Genomic DNA, 19,758 nt, shown 5'->3' on the forward strand with positions numbered 1-19,758 from the left:
TAGTTGTATAACCAATAATAGCAATGTCTAATCAAATTTTATGTTAATTGACTTATACCTTATTTCTAATAATCACTATCTGCCACACAGATACCCTTACATTTTATGCCATTAGTGGCAGTTCGTTTACAATGTGGACATAAAATTGGCTCATTTTTGCTGGGTTGTGCTGATTGATTATTTGTGATCGGTTCTTGATAATTTTCCATAAAAATATTGCAGTATAATAAAGTTATCATTATTTGGATATTATATAACATTTAGGATGTCATTGATCATTATTATAATCAATGTTTCCCATTAGATCAATTCTTTAAGTTTAATTAAAGCTAAGTCAAAATTGTGTTTTGCTATAGGGGAAAATTCCTCACCAAAATCAAAGTTAATGACGGGAATAATCAACCAAAAAACTTCAGGATTTTGTTGATATAATTGTTGAGTTAAGTATAATAAAGATTGGGGATTAATTTGATGGGTAAAACTGTTATTTTCTTTAATTGCTGTTACTTTTTTTAACTCAATTTCTGTTATTTTATCTGTCATTTTAATGGCATCTATAAAAATTACTTTTTTGGCAGTTGTCATTTCTAAAGTTAATTCAGGGGTAAGTTGATGTAAATAGATCGATCGCACCGTTGGGATCTGCCACGTTTCAACTTCTTCGGCTACTTTTTGGCCTATGGCATCATCACTGCGTAAAGTGTTACCATAGCCAATTATTAAAATTTCTGTAGTTTTTTGTTCTAACATAATTTTAAATCTGAAAATAAATTTAATTTTAACTCAAGATTAGAATTTTAATATAAATTAAAATGTGACACATCGTCCGTAGATTAATCGTCCACAAAAGATATAAAGTTAATCTATGGATCAATCAAAAAGAAAAGTTCTCTTAGCATTAGGAAAATTAGTTAAAACTAAACGAATAAAATTAGGAATTTCTCAGGAAGAATTGGGATTTCAAGCTAATTTAGATCGTACTTATATCTCTGGAATTGAAAGAGGTGTAAGAAATCCATCTTTAACTGCTCTTGTTACTTTAGCTAAAGGTTTAGGAATTAGTGTATCAGAACTTCTTTTTGAACTAGAAAAAGAAGCTAACAAATTAAATGAATAATCAAAATTTTATTAATGAATTTATATCAAAATTTCAAAAAAAAGATTCAACTCAAGCAAAAGTTTTTCAGCTACTTGCTGATCAAAAATGGCATTGTCGTAGCTGTGAAGGTAAACAAATAGCATCTGAACAATATGCTGGAGGTGGCGGTATTCAAGGATTACAAAGAGGGACAAAAACTAGACACGGATTAGTTATTGAAAGTAAAGATGATTTTTGTAATATTTGTAATAAAAAAACTCGTTGGGATCGTTGGACAGGAGAAATAAAATCAGCCAATGCTCCTAGTAATATTCCGGCAAAATTAATTAGTAAAATTCTACAATATTATGATTATACTGATGTTATTGAACAAAGAAAAAGAGCAAAACATGAATTAGTCATTGATCATCGTTTTCCAATGGTCAGATGGGGAAATACAGAGGAAAAATTGGATATTAATTTAAGTGAAACTGAAATTAAAACTAAATTTCAATTACTAAAAAAAGACGATGCAGGTAATCATAATTTACTTAAATCAAGAAGTTGTGAAAATTGTTTAAAAACAGGAAAAAGAGGAACACCTTTTGGTATTAAATTTTGGTATCAAGGTGATGAAAATTGGTCAAAAAATATTCCTCAAACTGGAGCAGAAGCAGAAAAAGGCTGTATAGGTTGTGGTTGGTATGATTTTGAAAAATGGCGTATTAATCTTAATCAAAAAATTAAGAAAAATAACTAGATTTTATTTTTCTTAAATAAGGAATTAAAGCATAACCAATACATTCTGCTAATCTTGGGGGAACTGCATTTCCAATTTGCCACATTGCTTTTTTCATTGTACCTTCAAAAATAAAACTATCAGGAAAACTTTGTAATCTTGCCATTTCTCTCGCAGAAATTACTCGATTAAGATAAGGATGAATATGTGTACCTCCATGATTTTCTTTAATGGTCATACTTGGTTTGCCTAAATATTGACGTTTAAAGGCATCGGCATAGGTTTTATATAAAGATTCTCCGGGGGCTACTTGGGCTAATCTTTCCATATATTCGGGAGAATGACGAGTCCATTGATGATTAATTTCTGGGATAGTTTGATATTCAGGTAAATCAGAAATTACTGATTCAATTGCTTTATATTGATGAGGTAAAAATTGAGCTTTAGGATAAGGATTTTTTTGCTTAAATCTATTAGCAATAAAAATAGCTCTAGGACGAATTTGAGCTACACCAAAAGCGGCAGTTTCTAATATAGCAACAGAAACAGTATAACCAATATTTTGAAAAGATTGAAAAATATCATTTTTAATTTTTCCATCTTTCATTGTTAAAATTCCGGGGACATTTTCCATCACTACATACCAAGGGCGTATTTCTGACACAACCCTAATAAATTCCTGAAAAAGATAATTTCTAGGATCATTTTCTTGTCTTTTTCCCGCTATAGAAAACCCCTGACAAGGTGGGCCACCTACTACTAAATGAATTTCTGGATTATTTATTTTATTTAAAATTTCTAAGGGTATAAAATCTTGAATATCACCACAAATATGTAAACATTGAGGAAAATTTTTTTGATATGTTGCTGAAGCAATGGGATTAATTTCTATACCAAACATAGGCTTAAAACCAGATTGAGTAAAACCTTTAGACATTCCACCAGCACCGCTAAAAAGATCAACAAAATTATATGTTTCTGGTGTTTCTTGAATATCTACAAATATTTTATAAGGATCATCGTCTTGTTTTTCTAGTTGACGATGAAGCCTCTCATATCTTCCTAATTTTGGTTGTTTTTTTTTCTGTTTTTCGATGACAGGAAATAAGGAAAGTTGTCTTGTTTTCACTTTAGATTATCCTTGATATTTGTGACTTATTGTTAACATTATAGATTATAATATAATATACATAATTTCAAAAGATTTTGTTCTTAACAGTCGCTTTTATGTAATAAAAAATCTATATGAGCAAAAAAACAAAAGGAATAATAGCCGCCGGTCATCACAAAACGGCCGAAGCAGGGATCGAAATTTTTAATCAGGGAGGTAATGCTTTTGATGCGGCCATTGCCTCTGTTTTAGGGGCTTTTGCCGTTGAGCCGATGTTAACTTCTATTGGTGGGAGTGGCTTTTTATTAGCACATACCCAACAAGGGGAAAATATTTTGTTTGATTTTTTCTGTCAAACTCCTCGCCACAAAAAAGCAATTTCTGAGCTTGATTTTTACCCCGTTAATGTTAATTTTGGTGGGGGTGAAAGTCAAGTTTTTCACATTGGTAAAGGTTCGATCGCTGTTCCGGGAAATTTGGCGGGATTATTAAAAGTTCATCAAAAATTAGGTAAATTACCTTTAAATATTATCGCTGAACCTGCTATTAATTACGCTAAAAATGGCATTGAAGTTAATAAATTTCAGGCCTATTGTATGAAAATTTTACAGCCTATTTTAACGGAAAAATCCGCAGGTAAAAAAATTTATGAAAAAGATGGTCAATTATTACAAGAAAATGATATTTATACTATACCAGAATTAGCTGATACTTTAACTTATTTAGTAGAAAAAGGTTTTGAGGAATTTTATCAAGGTGAGATCGCCCATTTATTAGTTAAACAGATGCAAGAGGGCGGTTATTTAACATTAGAAGATTTACAAAATTATCAAGTTATCATTAGAAAACCTTTAACGATTAATTATCGCAATTATAACTTATTAACTAATCCTCCGCCAAGTTCAGGAGGTGCTTTAATTGCTTTTGCTTTAAAATTATTAGAAAGTTTAAATTTAAGTAATATTGAATGGCGAAGTAAGGAACATTTAGAAATTTTAGCTTTTGTGATGAGTTTAACCAATGAAGCTAGAAAAAATGGCTATGATGCTCATATTTTTAGAAGTAATATTATTGAGGAATTTTTAGGAGAAAAACATTTAAGTTTCTATCAAAATCAATTATATAATAAGGTTAATAAATTAGGTAGTACCACCCATATTAGTGTGTTAGATCAAGACGGAAATGCGGCTAGTGTTACTACTTCAAATGGAGAAGGTTCGGGTTATATTATTCCTAATACTGGTATTATGTTAAATAATATGTTAGGGGAAGAAGATCTAAATCCTTTTGGTTTTCATCAATGGCAATGTAATCAACGTATTTCTTCGATGATGTCGCCTTCAATGGTGTTAAAAAATGGTAAACCAGAAATTGTTTTAGGTTCGGGTGGATCAAATAGAATTAGAACGGCTATTTTTCAGGTTATTTCTAATATTATTAATTTTAATTTTCCTATTAATGAAGCGATTAATTTACCGAGAGTTCATTGGGAAAATAATAATTTTAGTATTGAACCAGATCAAGCATCTATAATATTAGAAAATCTTAATTTACCTTTAAATACTAAAACGATTTTATGGCAAGATCAAAATATGTTTTTTGGGGGTGTACATGGGGTGAGAAAAACTGATCAAGGTATGATGGAAGGGGCTGGAGATCTACGGCGTTGTGGTGTAGTTTTAAAGAATTAATCACATAAAAAATCGGGTTAAAATTCTTTGCCCTAACCCCCTAACCCCTCTCCCAAGGGGCGAGGGGAGACTATTTAATAATTAAAAAATAAGGAGTCTAAACATGAATGAATTTATTAACATTGTAATAGGAATTAATCCTTGGTTAATGGCCATATTTTTAAATACTTTTTTCCTAACTTTAGTGGCGATCGCCCCGAAAAAATTATTAACTTTAAGTGGTATTATTAATGCTTGGATTTTAGGTGTTTTAATCTGGGGAAGTTTAGGTTGGCAAGGTTATCTCATTGTGGGTTTTTATTTTTTAGTGGGATCGGGGGTAACTCGCATTAAAATTAAACAAAAAGAAGCCGAAGGTATAGCGGAAAAAAGATCGGGGGCAAGAGGTGCGGAAAATGTGTGGGGATCGGCTTTAATAGCGGCCTTTTGTGCTTTAGGTATTTTAATTTTTAAAGATAGTTATATTCAGTCTTTATTAATGTTAGGTTATATCGCTAATTTTAGCACTAAATTATCCGATACGACTGCCAGTGAAATCGGCAAAGCTTATGGCAAAAGTACCTTTTTAATTACTACTTTAAAACCTGTGCCAAGGGGTACGGAAGGGGCTGTTAGTTTAGAGGGAACTTTAGCGGGAATTTTTGCTTCTTTGATCATTTCTTTGTTAGGTTTTGCTGTTAATTTAATTAATTTTCAGGGGGTGATTATTTCAGTAATAGCGGCCTTTATTGCCACTACGATGGAGAGTTTAATCGGTGCAACTTTACAGGCAAAAATAACATGGTTAAGTAATGAATTAGTTAATATTATTAATACTTTAATTGGGGCAATTTGTGCTATTATATTAATGATTTTAATTAATCAGATCTAAAAAAACACCTAAACCCTGAAGGGTAAGGCTATCTAAACAAAGTCTGCCTTCGCAGACTAGAGTTAAGCCTTAATGAAATCATTAATTTAGCTTATTGATTAATTATCAATTATCCATTATCTTCCTAACTTATTCGGAATCCCCTCACATCCCCCCGGAATAGTTTTACGAGATTTTTCTCCACACCATGCACAACAATAGTATCTTTGTTCGTCACTAAGACGTTGAACATCGGTAAAATTAGCATTTTCAATCACCACGCCCGTATATTCACCCGTTTCATAGTTAGGTATTTGATTACGACTGCGGGGTGTGGCGGTTTCTACGTTACCATAAAATAAACGAGTACCCCTGAGATCAGCCCCACTAAGATCCGCTTCATATAAAACAGTACGGCTTAAATTAGCCTTAACTAAATCACAATGTTTTAAATTAGCCCTAATCATATTCGCTTCACTTAAATCTGTCCATCTTAAATCTTGCCCTTCTAAATCCGCACCTGCTAAAATGACCCCTAAAGAAATTACCCTCACCCCATTAGGCCGATCCTCTAAATAACCTCCCGATCCGTCTAAAATTGCCCTTCCTAAGTGGCTATCACGCATTAAAGGGGTAATTAGTCTTGATTGGGATAAAAAGCGTAAAATTTTGGCTTTTCCCCCCGCATCTACACTACTTAAAATGGCCGCCGTGCGCCCCTCAGCGATCGCCCTTTCTTGTGGCCAGTCTTCTAATAAACCCTCATCACTTAAAGCAAGATCCGAAATACCCTGAAAATAGGTGTCAATGGTTTGTTGTTGGGTAATGCGGTTTTGTTGAATGGTTAGATCACGGGAGATCACATACTGTTGCCATGCTACATATACCGCTAACACGGCGATGGAAATTTGACCAACCGCACCAACCCATTCCGCCCATGAGCCAAACTCATCATATTTAAACTGGTTGAGCCATTCCCCAACCTGACCATAAAAGCCTAAATAATGGAATAATATCCCGAAACCAAATGTTAAGCCGATCGAGCCGACTAATAAATTACGCTCCTGTGGCGTTAAAAATTGCCAGATCCACCCCTTTAAAGAGGGTAAAACCACTTTTAAAGATAATAAAAGAGTCACAAAAGTGCCAGAAATTCCAATCCAAAGCCAATGAAATAGTAACCCAATAATCATCACAATCATAGATGTTATCAGTAACCAAGGATTATTGGTGTCTACTTCTTGAAGATAAAAAGCTTGATTTCTCTGTATAGAAGGAGGAATGACAAAATTAGATTCTTGTGTATTATTTAAACTTGAATTAGATGATGACGATTGATGATTAACTTGTGACTCCATAATTAGATCTTATCAAGAAAGAGATGGTTAGGAAAAAAGTCAGAGATTTTTGATTTACGTTAAAGATTTCCTCTTTATTTTAACAAAAATTTCCAACTTTTGATCATTATAATTTGATCTTATTTTAAATCTAATAAACCTTGTTCTTTTAGTTTAGGATTAAATCTAAATTCCATGATCACACCTCTTTTTTCTAATTGCTCTTGAATTTGAGATTCAATCCTTCTTGCTACTTTTTTTAATAACTTAATTTGAGCCTTTTCTTCTTCTTTTTGATACATTTCTTTTTCTTGATCACTCATCAAAGGTTTAACCTCGATCGGTTTATGCCATTGATCTTCATCCTCTCCATTTCCTAAAGGAATTTGACCATTTTCTTCAATCCATTTTAGTTTAATTTCTTCTAAAATAGTCCGACTCGGCCGCTCGATCGTTTTGACTTTTAACCAATAACATTCTAAAGGTTTTCTGACTAAATGTTGTTTTAAACTTAAATAAATATCCCTTGAATAACTAACAACTTGTAATGTTTGATCTTGATTAAAAATTCCATAAACTCCAATCTTTCCCTGATAAATTTCGTTAATTTTTCCCTGTTCATCTAAAAAAGGAACAAACTCTAAATTATCTAAAGATGGTAAATTTTGAGGCTGAGACATGATTTTTCTAATTGATAAAAAATGGTTTATTTATGATTAAATATATTTAAAATATTTATTTTGATGAATGCCATAAACTTGAGAAGTTTTTTTGATTAACTTTAAACAAATTCGAGCCGATCAAAACCGATCAAAACCGATCAATTGGCCTGATCAATTAGTTGGCAAAACTTAATAAACAAGACTCAATAAAAGTTAATCAGAAACACGGATACGCCCTTGACGAACAGCATCAAAAACGCTATTAATTAATTGATTTTCTTCCCGACTAATCATATCTTTAGACAATAAAAAAGACATTAAAGTTTGTTGATCAGCACGGGATAAACGATGAGTTTTGAAGATATGATCAACTAAGTTTTTAACTGAATTATCATCAGAAATAGTCATTGGATTTAACAGGGTCATAAATGCTGATGAAATTATTATAGCTCATAATTGTTTGAAAATTAAAAATTTTATGATCATTAGATAATTGATCTTTATTCTCTAAAATAATTGTGATTCAATTATTATTTTACCGATGATTTTAGCCCGATGTCTACTATTGAATAGTTATTATAGATCATTTGTTCTGATCTTCTTTCCCCATTGCTAAAACACCTTGAACTAAAATAAAAAAGCCACCACCTAAAATTAAAATGGCGAAAATAATCATAATATTATCTAAAGTTTGCATATTTTTTATCAAAGATTAATTATTTTGAATAAATTATTATTATTAATTTATTACTTATTACTTATTATTTATTTACTGCTCTCTAGTTTGAAATCGAAGATTTAAACTACTTGAACGTGACGCTAAACGGGCTTTTCCCGCTTGCGCCCAACTTTTGAGAAATTGGATCTGTTCCTGTGCAGTTCTGGCCAATGGCACAATTTGACTGGCTGACTCTAGTATATCATCAGTGGTGAAATCTCGATTTTGACTAAAACCAATGTGCATGGCCTCGATCAAAGTTTGCTCTATTTCCGCCCCAGAAAAGTCGGGAGTTTCATAAGCAAGGCGTTTAATATCGTAATTTTTCAGATTGTGAGGGCGTAAACGGGATAAATGCACATTAAAAATAGCCTCTCTTTCCTCTTGTGAGGGTAATCCCACAAAAAATATTTCATCAAAACGGCCTTTTCTGAGCATTTCAGGGGGTAAAGTCTGAATATTATTGGCAGTTGCCACCACAAAAACCGGAGATTTTTTCTCGGCTAACCATGTGATAAAAGTCCCAAAAACCCTGCTAGTTGTGCCAGAATCCCCTTTTCCTTCTATCCCAGAAAAAGCCTTGTCAATCTCATCAATCCAGAGAATACAGGGAGAAAGTGCCTCTGCTAAATTGATCATTTGACGAGTTCTTGACTCGGATTCTCCTACTAATCCTCCGAATAAACGCCCCACATCTAAACGTAATAAGGGTAAATGCCAATGATGGGCGATCGCCTTGGCCGTGAGGGATTTTCCCGTACCTTGGATCCCCACCAATAAGAGGCCACGGGGATGGGGTAAACCGTAAGCCCTAGCCTGATCGCTAAAAGCACCTCCCCGCCGTAAAAGCCAGTCTTTGAGATTATCTAAGCCCCCAATATCGGAAATTTGCTCAGTGGCCGGATAAAAGTCTAAAATCTGAGTTTGTCTGATAGATTGACGTTTTTCCTCTAAAATTAACTCCACATCCTCAGATTCGATTTGGCCATGAGAGGCGATCGCTCTTGTTAAAACCCGTCTGACTCTTTCTAATGATAAACCTTGAGCGGATCTAACTAATTCATTTAAAAAAGTTTCCGATAAATTTTGACCAGTTGAGCCAATTAATCGTTGAATTTCTATTTTTAATTCGGTGGCAGATGGTAAAGGAAAATCAATAATTGTAAACACTTCTGCCAATTCATTAGGAATAGAAACTTCAGGAGAAATAATCACAATATTTTTCGGTTCTGACTTTAAACGTCTGGCTAAATTTCTTAATTTACGAGAGACTGAAATATCTTCTAAAAATCTTTGAAAATCCCTTAAAATAAAGATTCCACCAGAATTAGCAGGTAATTTATCTAACAATTCTAAGGCCTGTAAAGGATTACGTTTTGCTTGGCCTTGATGATTAGGATTATTTTGATAACCTTCCACAAAATCCCATAAATAAAGATTGCGATTACCTAATTTTTGAGCAACAAAATTAATCGCATTTTCTACCCGTTCTTCTTCAGAAGTGGGAATGTAAATTAAAGGATAACAAGCGCGTAATAATAATTGAAATTCCTCGTTAAAAGTCATCATTTTTTAAGTTTAATTTTGATTGAATCATAAAAAGTTATCAATTTTTATTATTTTAACATCTCGAAAAGGATTTAAGCTTAATCAATTCTTAGCGCTCTTAATGGTAGAAACTTGACAACTTGACCTGATAATAAGGAATAAATATTTTATTGTGGAATTAAAAATTTAATTTTTTCAATAAATTCAACGGGAGAAATTGGCTTAGAAAAACAATAATTAAAGGGATAATCTTCTAAACCTTTTTTTGTTAGAATTGAATTGGCGATCGCAATGAGAATAAAATGATATTTTTGTTTAGATTTAAGATATTTTAAATCAAATGCTAAATCATGAAAATCAGTGATACTTTCATCTATAATAATCACAGAAGGTTCAAGTAAACTAATACTATCTAAAATAGTTGAACCATCCATTAACCAAATAACTTGATAATTAGAACTGGTTAATAATTCGCAAATTAAAGTGGCATTTTCTTCATCATCAGAAATAATTACAATACTAGGTTTTTGCCCCACCGGAAAATTAGATTCTCCCTCAATTATTTGTTGATTAAGTAAGTTTTGATCTTCACTATTAATCGTTAAATTTTGAGGTATTCTCACGGTAAAAATTGAGCCTTCTCCTACCATAGATTCTACTTCAATAATACCTTGATTAAGTTCAACTAATTGTTTAACTAAAGCCAACCCCAAACCAGTGCCACTATGGGTACGAGTGCGAGTTTGTTCTAGTTGTTGAAACTTATTAAATAATAAGGGTAATTGATGTTCAGAAATACCAATTCCATTATCTTCAATTTGAAAGATAACATATTGATTTTCTCGCCAAACTCTTAAGATAACCACGCCTCCGGCCGGAGTAAATTTAATGCCATTATCTAATAAATGAAATAAAATTTGTTGTAAACGATTTTGATCGCCATAAAATTGATCTAGATCGGATGTAACTTGAAAATCTAATTTTAATTGAATATCATGTTGTTTGGCTTCATTGTGTAAATTATGAATAATAAAAGCACATAAATGTTGAAGAGAAAAAGTTTGTAAATGTAAAAAAGTTTTTCCAGCTTCTACTTGAGATAAATCTAAAAGATCATTAATTAAATTCATTAATTTATGACCGTTATCATTGATTTTTTGTAAATATTCCTGTTGTTTTTCCTTCGATAAATAGGGATTATTTTTATTAGTTGACCAATGAATTAATGTGCCAGATAAACCGATCACACAAGTTAAAGGGGTTAATAATTCATGACTGATCGCCCCTAAAAATTGTTTTTTAGATTGATTAGCCACCTCAGCCGCAATCAAAGCATATTTTAATTCTTGATTATGTTGATTAATCTTTTTTTCTAATTTTTGTTTTTGAATTGCCAATTTTTGATAAGATTGGGATTGACTGATTGCTAAGGCTAAATATTCAGCAATTTGGGTTAAATAATTAACTTCTGCTGGTTGCCAAATGCGGGTATTACAACAGTAATGGGCAATGATAAAACCCCATAAATTTTTATCAACTATAATGGGTACAACCATTTTTGATTTAATCTTTAATTTTCTCATTAATTTTTTTAAGCAAGTTGAGATTAAATCATCTTTTTCTATATCATTGATTACATATTTAAAACCTTCTAAATATTTTTGACGACAAGAATGTAAATCAGAAAAACAAGTTTCATCTTGAAAATATAAAATAGATTCAATTGTTTCATTTTTTAAGACTTCAAATGTTACTAAGTCAACTGTTTCTTCCAAGGTTGAATTATCTAAAGCACAGGTAATAGGTACATTAACTTGATAAATTAACAAGCGATCAACATCTAATAGTTTTTGAACTTTTTGTAATGTTTTTTCAATAATAATTAATTGATCTAAATTATTTTTAATTTGTTCGGCTACTTCTGCTAAAATATCCTGTTTACGTTGTACTTGAGTAGAATCAAGATCATAACTTAATTTACCCGAAGCGGCTAACTCTAAAAAATTAATTAATTTTAAGAGAAATTTACTTTGTAAATTAGATTGTAATTGATCAGAACAATTTTTGATTTTTTGAATTTTTGTTTTTAAGAAAAATGGTGTTTCTAAATGATTTAACAAATCTTCTAACAGAAGATTAACACAGGAGGTATTAAATAAAATTGTAACCTGATAAAATAAACCTTGATTAATTTCTAGTCCACTAAGTAAAACTTGAAATTCTGGAGTTAGCAGAAATAAAAGACGATTTTTTTGATTATTGGTATCTATTTTTATTTCTTGTTCTATAATATTTATTTGAGCCTTCAAAAGGTTTTCATCAAGCAAAACGGTATTTTCCTCATCATTGTCCCTGAACTCTTGCCAAAATAGACAGAGTTGTTGGAAAATTTGTTGAGATAAAGTGCGCCGAATTGTACAACAATCAGAACTGAACATTACAGTGGACAGTGAACAGTGAACAGTTAATAGTAATCAATTACTAACAACAAATAACGAATAACTAATAATATGATTACTTATTTTGTTGAAATTGTCACAAGATCTAATTATTTTTAAAGAAAGGGAAAATAATTATTAAATTTACTTACGAGGAATTTTAATGCACAGAATTGCGACCATCCCCGGAGGTTGGACACCTGACACACAAGGGGTTATTTTCATCGAACAAACTTGCGCACCAATTATTTTATTAACGGCGGCCGATACGGATATTCAAACTTTAGCCGTTAGTTTATCCTATTTACCTGAGTCTTTCCCTGCGGTGAGAAGTGTTAATTTATTACAATTACAACAAGAATTAAGTATTGATGATTATGCGCAGAAAATTTTAAGTCAAGCTCAAGTTATTATTTTACGATTATTGGGGGGTAGTTCTTATTGGTCTTATGGTTTAGAGGTGGTTAAACAATTGGCGATCGAGTATGAGATTAATTTATTTGTTTTACCTGGGGATGATCTACCCGATCCCACTTTAATTAGTAATTCTACCGTACCTTTAAATTTAGTGGATCAATTATGGCGTTATTTTGTGGAAGGTGGAGTTAATAATTTTGTTAATGCTTTAAAGTTTGTTACTAATAATTGTTTAGATACTAATTATCCTTTTGAACAGCCCCAAGTTATCCCTAAAATTGGTTTATATCAAGCAGTGGGAAGTGGGAAGTGGGAAGTAGATAATAATAATAATTTACCCAAAAATCAAGTAGGTATTTTATTTTATCGTTCCCATTTTTTAGCGGGAAATACTAAACCCATTGATACCCTAATTAAGACTTTAGAAAATCGTAATTTAGAAGTTATAACCGTCTTTATTTCCTCCTTACAAGATTCTAGCTTACATCCTCAACTTTTACAATATTTTCAACCAGAAAATGGGCAGTCAATTTCCATTTTATTAAATACCACTAGCTTTTCTTTAGGCACATTAGATCAAGAAGAAGCCCCCCAACTTTGGCAAAAATTAAATATCCCTATTTTACAAGTAATTTTAAGTAGAAGTAGTTTAGAATTTTGGCAAAATAGTTGGCAAGGTTTAAGTGCTTCTGATACCGCCATGAATGTGGTATTACCTGAAGTAGATGGGCGCATTATTACCCATGCTATTTCTGTTAAGTCGGTGGCTACTAATAATCAACAATTAGAAACCGATATTGTTGTCTATGAACCTATCTTAGATCGCATCGAAGCGATCTGTGATCTAACCCAAAATTGGTTAACCTTACAAACTACCCCTAAAAAAGAAAGAAAAATAGCCATCATTTTAGCTAATTATCCCAATAAAAATGGGAGAATTGCTAACGCCGTTGGTTTAGATACTCCTGCTAGTTGTATTAATATTTTAAAAGCTTTAGAAAGTGAAGGTTATACCGTTAATAATATTCCTGAAAATGGTGATCAATTGATTCAGTTATTAACCCAATCTATCACCAATGATCCAGAAAGTAAACATGGCCGCCCCATCTATCAAAGTCTATCCTATCAAGAATTTGAAACCTATTTTTTAAGTTTACCTGAAGCAGTACAAACAGGTATTAATAACCGTTGGGAAAAATATAAAATTGAACAAGATTTTCCCATTTCTGGCTTAACTTTTGGTAATATTTTTGTAGGTATTCAACCCCCTAGAGGATACGATCTCGATCAAAGTTTAAACTATCATGCCCCCGATCTTGAACCTCCATACGAGTATTTAGCCTATTATTATTGGTTAAAAAATAAGTTCAATAGTTTAGCCATTATTCACCTTGGAAAACATGGTAATTTAGAATGGCTACCGGGGAAAAGTGTAGTGCTTTCTCAAAACTGTTATCCTCAAGTTTGTTTAGATAATTTACCTAATTTATATCCCTTTATTGTTAATGATCCGGGAGAAGGAACACAAGCCAAAAGACGGAGTAATGCTGTTATTATTGATCATCTCACACCACCTTTAACAAGGGCGGAACTTTACGATAATTTACAACAATTAGAAACATTAATAGATGAATATTATCAGGCACAATCTCTCGATCCCTCTCGCTTAAAAATTATTAACCAAAAAATACTTGAATTAGTTAAAGATAGTAACATAGATCGAGATTTAGGTATTGAAAAATTAGATCAACAAACCTTACCAGAATTTCTCACCGTTGCTGATGGTTATTTATGTGAATTGAAAGAAGCACAAATTAGAAACGGCCTACATATTTTTGGCCAATGCCCCCAAGGGGAAAAACTACGGGATTTAATTTTATCTATGGCACGTCAACCAAGTTCAGATCACCTTGGTTTAACCTCAGCGATCGCCTCTGATTTTTGTTTAAATCTTAATCCTTTAACCTCTAACCCCCAAGATTATTTCATCTTCCATAATAACCCTGGGATGATGTCATCAGAACTCTTTTATCACCTCAAAAATGCCGTTAAAATTAGCGATGTGATTGAAATATTAGAAAACTATGCCAGTCAATTATTAGAAGGCATTTTACCCCATCAAGAAATATCTACTACTAATTATCAATTCCCCCTTACCCAAAAGGTTTTACAGTGGGTTCAACATCAATTATTGCCCAGTTTACAACAAACCGATCAAGAAATTACTAACCTCCTCAAAGGCTTAAACGGCCAATATGTCCCCCCCGGCCCCTCCGGCGCTCCCACCCGTGGCCGTACAGATGTATTACCTACGGGCAAAAACTTTTATTCCGTAGATATTCGCTCGATCCCCACCCAAACCGCCTGGGAAGTGGGGCGAAAAGCCGCCGAAACCCTAATTGAAAGATATACTCAAGAAAACGGCGAATACCCCCAAACTCTAGCCATTTCCATCTGGGGTACATCCACCATGAGAACTGGTGGAGATGACGTGGCACAAGTGTTGGCTTTAATGGGTGTAAAGCCCATTTGGGATTATGCTTCCCGCCGAGTGATTGACTTTGAAATCCTTACACCATCGGCATTAGGGCGGCCTCGTGTTGATGTGACGCTGAGGGTATCGGGATTTTTTAGAGATAGTTTCCCCAATCTACTACAGTTATTGTACAACGTGATTTTCGCTGTGTCAAGCCTAAAAGAAGAAAAAGAAATTAATCCTTTAGCGTCTCAAGTGGAGATAGAACAGGCATTTTGGGAAAATCAAGGCTTAACAGAAAAAGAAGCCAAACTGAGAGCAACCTACAGAATATTCAGTTCAAAACCGGGGGCTTATGGCGCAGGTTTACAGGGATTAATTGATAGTCAAAACTGGAAAGATGATCAAGATTTAGCTAATGCCTATCTTGATTGGAGTAGTTATGCCTATCAACTAAAGGAAAATAGTCAAGAAATGGAAGCAATTAAAGCTAGTGAAGCCTTTGAAAATAGATTAAAAAATTTACAAATTGTCCTACAAAATCAAGATAATCGAGAACACGATCTCTTAGATTCTGACGACTACTATCAATTTCAAGGGGGTTTAACCACTGCTGTGCGTTCACTCCAAGGGAAAAATCCTGTAGTTTATTTTGGGGATAATTCCATTCCTACTAATCCTAAAGTAAAATTATTAAAAGAAGAAATAGCGAAAGTTTATCGAAGTCGAGTCATTAATCCAAAATGGATTAAAGGAGTAATGGATCATGGTTATAAAGGAGCATTTGAAATAGCCGCTACTGTAGACTTTTTATTCGGTTATTCAGCTACTACTAATTGTGTGGAAGATTATATGTATGAAGGGGTAACAAAAGCTTATATTTTAGATGAGAAAGTACAGGCTTTTATTAAGGAGAAAAACCCTTGGGCATTAAGGGATATAGGGGAAAGATTATTAGAAGCAAATCAAAGAGGATTATGGCAAAAAGTCGATCCCAATCTATTAGAAATGTTAAGGGAAATTGTCCATTCTGCTGAACATATTATTGAAGAATTGTAATTAAAATTTGGGAATGGTATCCATTATTTTTATTGAATATTTCTGAATTATTGCCTTTAGCTATCTTAGTTAAAAGTGCAAATCCAAAAACTTTATTAGCCCAAATTGCCCAAAATATAGATACAATGGAAAATAAACATAAGGGTTTTGTTTGATTAGATGAAGTGTTGTATAATCAAATTCTTAAATTATCTTTAAAACAGTTGGATTGTTTAAGTGAACAGTAAATAAATAATAATTTTTTATTTTATTAATAATAAATAACTTTTAAATTGTTTATGACTAAGAAAATTTTAATTGTTGATGATGAACCGAATATTCTAATTTTAATGGAACAAGCTTTAGAATATTTAGAGGATGAATATGACGTGGAATTATTAACTGCTAATACTGGTCAATCGGCTTTAGAAATTATTAAAGAAAAAAAACCTGATTTAATTTTTTTAGATGTAATGATGCCTAAAATGAGTGGTTTAGAAGTTTGTAATATTATTAAAAATGTTTATAAAATGGATAATGTTTATGTTATTATGTTAACAGCTAGGGGGCAAGAATTTGATAAAAAAAGTGGCATTGCGGTGGGAGCTAATCTTTATTTAACTAAACCTTTTCGCCCTAGAGAAGTTTTGGAAAAATCTAAGGAAATTTTAGGTTTAGATTAGTTATTTTTTATTCTTTATTAATGGTTTTGATTTGAACTTAAATAAATGAAAACGGAGGCGATCGCAAAGCAAATTAGGCCACCAATACTATTAATTTGAGGGGTTAAATTGGTGAATAAAAATTTAAGATAATTGGACAATAAAATAAATAGACTTATGCCTCCTCCAAAACAACCAAAATATAAACCCATGCCAAAACCAGTTTTTCCATCAGGGGTAATATTTAAAATAAAGGGTAGAACTCCATTTAACACAAAACTAAAGCTAATTAATAAACTCAAAATAGCTAGATTAGTAATAATATTTACGGGAATAAATGCTAAAATTGGTAAAAAAATAGCTGTCATAATTGTCCCCAAAAATAAGCCTTGACTTTTACCTAATTTGTTGGCAATTTTGCCAGTCAATAAAGCTGAAATTCCTAAAATAATTGAAAATAACATCATTGCTAACTTACTTTTATCTCCTAATTGACTATTAAAAACTTGTGTTAAAGTACCATAAAAAAATCTTAAACCTATTCCCACAAATAACCCTGTAAAACTAATAATAATTAATTTAATCAAGGGGATTTTTTTATTTAATTCATTAGCAATAATTGTATTTTCATCTTGAAAGTCAGGGGGTAAAACCCTTTGAATAGCAAAGCCTGAGCCTATTAAAATAACTGAACTTAAGAAAAAAGCAAAAGGCGCTCCCATTTTCAAAATAATCTCAAAAACATCAAACTGCAAAGCTCCAACAATACTACTAAATAAAGTTAATAAACTGGCCGCTTCAACTAATTTTTCACTCCTCGATACTTTTCTTAATAAAGACATCACAGGCGCACGAAAAATAGCCATCGCACTAGCCCATAAAATAGCCATAATAATTAATAACCATTTGATCCCTTCATCCCCAAAAATCACCACCCCAGGTAACAAAAAAAATAAACTTGAACCTAAGATAATCCCCACAGTTATCATAGGAAGATTAGTGCCGATCCTTCTTTCCTGTTGATCAGAAAAATTACCTGCGATCGGTTCAATTATTACTTCTAAAAAATGCTCAATTACTAATATTATTTGTGCTAAACTAGCACTTAATCCTAAAGTTTTGAGAAAGTCAGGTAAATATAAATTATAAACAATCCAAGTTAAAGTTATTGATCCTTGGATCAGGGCGATCGCTATGACCTTACTCCAGCTAATTGATTGATTCATTGTGGCCAAATCTCCTAGTTTTGCTATATTATAGCTTTTCATTATCAATTGACAATGGATAATTGATAATTGGTTAATTCGATTTAAAACTGTCCTAATATGTTATAATAGTCAATTGCTTAATTGATTATTTAAAAATAGGAGTATTAAAAACTATGCCAAAACAAGGTATTCATCCTACTTGGTATCCCGAAGCAAAAGTAGTTTGTAATGGTGAAGTAATTATGACCGTAGGATCAACCAAACCCGAAATTAACGTAGAAGTTTGGTCTGGAAATCATCCTTTTTATACCGGAACACAAAAAATTATTGATACGGAAGGACGAGTTGATCGTTTCTTACGCAAATATGGAATGCTTGAGAAAAGCGACTCTACTCAAAAATAAGTTTTTAGTTTCTCAGTTAACCGTTATCAGTCAAAATTCACGAAAAAAAGAACAGAAAACAAGGAAAAGTAATAATAATTGATTTTATAGACTAATTATAATTACTTTTTCAATTAGATTAAATCTTTAACATAAATCAGAATGAGTTTATTAAATTTTATTATTAATAACAATATTAACCGCAATTATAGAGAAAGAAAAGGTTAGCGGTGCTAAATTATATTTACAAATAACAAATAATAAATAACAAATAAAAAAAGCATTAAATTATTATGGCCGAAACCTATCTTTTAGATAAATTACAATCAGTTGAACAGACTTTTCATGAATTAACTCGCCGTTTAGCCGATCCCGATATTGCCACCAAGCCGGACGAATTACAAAAAATTGCTAAGGCTAGATCTTCCCTTGAAGAAACTGTTAACACCTATGATACTTGGAAGTTAACCCAAGATGAATTAATCGGTGCAAAACAGATTATGAAAGAGGCTAACGGCGATCCAGAATTGAAAGAAATGGCCACTTTAGAAGTAGAAGAATTAAACGAAAAAATTGAATTTTTAGAAAACCGTTTAAAAATTTTACTTCTTCCCCGTGACCCTAATGATGATAAAAATATTATGTTAGAAGTTCGCGCCGGTACGGGTGGCGATGAGGCCGGTATTTGGGCGGGTGATCTAGTACGGATGTATTCCCGTTATGCTGAGTCCCAAAATTGGAATGTGAAGTTACTGAGTGAGTCTTTGGCCGATATGGGAGGCTTTAAAGAGGCTATCTTAGAAATTACTGGGGATCAGGTCTACAGTCAACTTAAGTATGAGGCGGGAGTTCACCGTGTGCAAAGAGTTCCTGCCACAGAAGCTGGTGGCCGTGTCCATACTTCTACCGCTACGGTGGCGATCATGCCTGAAGTGGATGAAGTGGAGGTACATATTGATCCCAAGGATATTGAGTTAACAACGGCTCGATCGGGCGGTGCAGGTGGTCAAAATGTTAATAAAGTGGAAACGGCGGTTGATTTAACTCACAAACCAACGGGTATTAGAATTTTTTGTACGGAAGAACGCTCACAATTACAAAATAAAGAACGGGCGATGCAAATTTTGCGCGCTAAACTGTATGAAATGAAGTTACAAGAACAACAGGCTGAAGTAACTTCGATGCGTAGATCGCAGGTGGGAACGGGTGCAAGATCTGAAAAGATCAGGACTTATAATTATAAAGATAATCGAGTTACCGATCACCGTTTAGGGCAAAATTTCCCTTTAAATACGGTTTTAACGGGCGACTTGGAAACAATTATTCAGTCTTGTATCAGTCAAGATCAACAGGCAAAATTAGAAGAATTAGCCAATTAATTAATTAATCAATAAATAAGTAA

Annotated in this window: 17 protein-coding genes; 8 read left to right on the top strand and 9 right to left on the bottom strand. The window is 32.6% G+C overall.

Annotated features, from left to right (window positions below):
* Positions 1 to 65 precede the first annotated feature (65 nt).
* Together Anndu_RS16335 and Anndu_RS16340 are read right to left on the bottom strand one after the other, a co-directional pair.
* Positions 66 to 209 (bottom strand): hypothetical protein, encoded by a 144-nt coding sequence (locus Anndu_RS16335; RefSeq protein ID WP_464102206.1) that lies wholly within the window; start codon positions 207 to 209, stop codon positions 66 to 68.
* A 91-nt stretch (positions 210 to 300) separates the two neighbouring features.
* The gene (locus Anndu_RS16340) at positions 301 to 750 is read right to left on the bottom strand and encodes a hydrogenase maturation protease (RefSeq protein ID WP_464102207.1); all 450 of its coding nucleotides are present in this window, start codon (positions 748 to 750) and stop codon (positions 301 to 303) included.
* Positions 751 to 865: 115 nt separating this feature from the next.
* Here Anndu_RS16340 and Anndu_RS16345 point away from each other — a divergent pair, with 115 nt between their 5' ends.
* Positions 866 to 1,117, top strand: coding sequence for a helix-turn-helix domain-containing protein (locus tag Anndu_RS16345; RefSeq protein WP_464102208.1), 252 nt, complete (start codon positions 866 to 868; stop codon positions 1,115 to 1,117).
* Positions 1,110 to 1,838 (top strand): restriction endonuclease, encoded by a 729-nt coding sequence (locus Anndu_RS16350; protein ID WP_464102209.1) that lies wholly within the window; start codon positions 1,110 to 1,112, stop codon positions 1,836 to 1,838. Before Anndu_RS16345 ends, Anndu_RS16350 begins: the two co-directional genes overlap by 8 nt.
* Here Anndu_RS16350 and Anndu_RS16355 read toward each other — a convergent pair.
* Positions 1,822 to 2,946, bottom strand: coding sequence for a DNA cytosine methyltransferase (locus tag Anndu_RS16355; protein ID WP_464102210.1), 1,125 nt, complete (start codon positions 2,944 to 2,946; stop codon positions 1,822 to 1,824). The two genes, Anndu_RS16350 and Anndu_RS16355, sit on opposite strands and share 17 nt — an antisense overlap.
* A gap of 116 nt (positions 2,947 to 3,062) precedes the next feature.
* Between Anndu_RS16355 and ggt the strand changes: the two genes are divergently transcribed.
* Both ggt and Anndu_RS16365 read left to right on the top strand, forming a co-directional pair.
* Positions 3,063 to 4,619, top strand: a complete 1,557-nt coding sequence (ggt, locus tag Anndu_RS16360) for a gamma-glutamyltransferase (RefSeq protein WP_464102211.1) — start codon at positions 3,063 to 3,065, stop codon at positions 4,617 to 4,619.
* A gap of 103 nt (positions 4,620 to 4,722) precedes the next feature.
* Positions 4,723 to 5,490, top strand: coding sequence for a TIGR00297 family protein (locus Anndu_RS16365; RefSeq protein WP_464102212.1), 768 nt, complete (start codon positions 4,723 to 4,725; stop codon positions 5,488 to 5,490).
* A gap of 116 nt (positions 5,491 to 5,606) precedes the next feature.
* Here Anndu_RS16365 and Anndu_RS16370 read toward each other — a convergent pair whose 3' ends face one another.
* The 5 genes from Anndu_RS16370 to Anndu_RS16390 all read right to left on the bottom strand — a co-directional run bounded on the left by Anndu_RS16370 (position 5,607) and on the right by Anndu_RS16390 (position 12,172).
* Positions 5,607 to 6,827, bottom strand: a complete 1,221-nt coding sequence (locus Anndu_RS16370; RefSeq protein ID WP_464102213.1) for a pentapeptide repeat-containing protein — start codon at positions 6,825 to 6,827, stop codon at positions 5,607 to 5,609.
* Positions 6,828 to 6,946: 119 nt separating this feature from the next.
* On the bottom strand, positions 6,947 to 7,486 hold the full coding sequence (locus tag Anndu_RS16375; protein ID WP_464102214.1) for a GIY-YIG nuclease family protein: 540 nt from the start codon (positions 7,484 to 7,486) through the stop codon (positions 6,947 to 6,949).
* A gap of 195 nt (positions 7,487 to 7,681) precedes the next feature.
* The gene (locus Anndu_RS16380) at positions 7,682 to 7,876 is read right to left on the bottom strand and encodes a hypothetical protein (protein ID WP_464102215.1); all 195 of its coding nucleotides are present in this window, start codon (positions 7,874 to 7,876) and stop codon (positions 7,682 to 7,684) included.
* 361 nt (positions 7,877 to 8,237) lie between these two features.
* A complete protein-coding gene (locus Anndu_RS16385) occupies positions 8,238 to 9,752 on the bottom strand; it encodes an AAA family ATPase (protein WP_464104134.1) in 1,515 nt (504 codons plus the stop codon).
* Positions 9,753 to 9,901: 149 nt separating this feature from the next.
* On the bottom strand, positions 9,902 to 12,172 hold the full coding sequence (locus Anndu_RS16390; protein ID WP_464102216.1) for a hybrid sensor histidine kinase/response regulator: 2,271 nt from the start codon (positions 12,170 to 12,172) through the stop codon (positions 9,902 to 9,904).
* Between the two features lie 163 nt (positions 12,173 to 12,335).
* On the opposite strand from Anndu_RS16390, the gene cobN reads away from it, so the two are divergent.
* Both cobN and Anndu_RS16400 read left to right on the top strand, forming a co-directional pair.
* Positions 12,336 to 16,124 (top strand): cobaltochelatase subunit CobN, encoded by a 3,789-nt coding sequence (cobN, locus tag Anndu_RS16395; RefSeq protein ID WP_464102217.1) that lies wholly within the window; start codon positions 12,336 to 12,338, stop codon positions 16,122 to 16,124.
* Positions 16,125 to 16,402: 278 nt separating this feature from the next.
* Entirely contained in the window at positions 16,403 to 16,786 is a 384-nt protein-coding gene (locus Anndu_RS16400; RefSeq protein WP_464102218.1) for a response regulator, read from the top strand.
* 17 nt (positions 16,787 to 16,803) lie between these two features.
* On the opposite strand, the gene Anndu_RS16405 is transcribed toward Anndu_RS16400, so the two are convergent.
* A complete protein-coding gene (locus Anndu_RS16405; protein ID WP_464102219.1) occupies positions 16,804 to 17,991 on the bottom strand; it encodes an MFS transporter in 1,188 nt (395 codons plus the stop codon).
* 155 nt (positions 17,992 to 18,146) lie between these two features.
* On the opposite strand from Anndu_RS16405, the gene rpmE reads away from it, so the two are divergent.
* Positions 18,147 to 18,377, top strand: a complete 231-nt coding sequence (gene rpmE, locus Anndu_RS16410; protein ID WP_464102220.1) for a 50S ribosomal protein L31 — start codon at positions 18,147 to 18,149, stop codon at positions 18,375 to 18,377.
* A gap of 272 nt (positions 18,378 to 18,649) precedes the next feature.
* Positions 18,650 to 19,735: a peptide chain release factor 1 gene (gene prfA / locus Anndu_RS16415; RefSeq protein WP_464102221.1), complete on the top strand. Its 1,086-nt coding sequence runs from the start codon at positions 18,650 to 18,652 to the stop codon at positions 19,733 to 19,735.
* Positions 19,736 to 19,758 lie beyond the last annotated feature (23 nt).

The organism is Annamia dubia NIES-4383, from assembly GCF_055394725.1.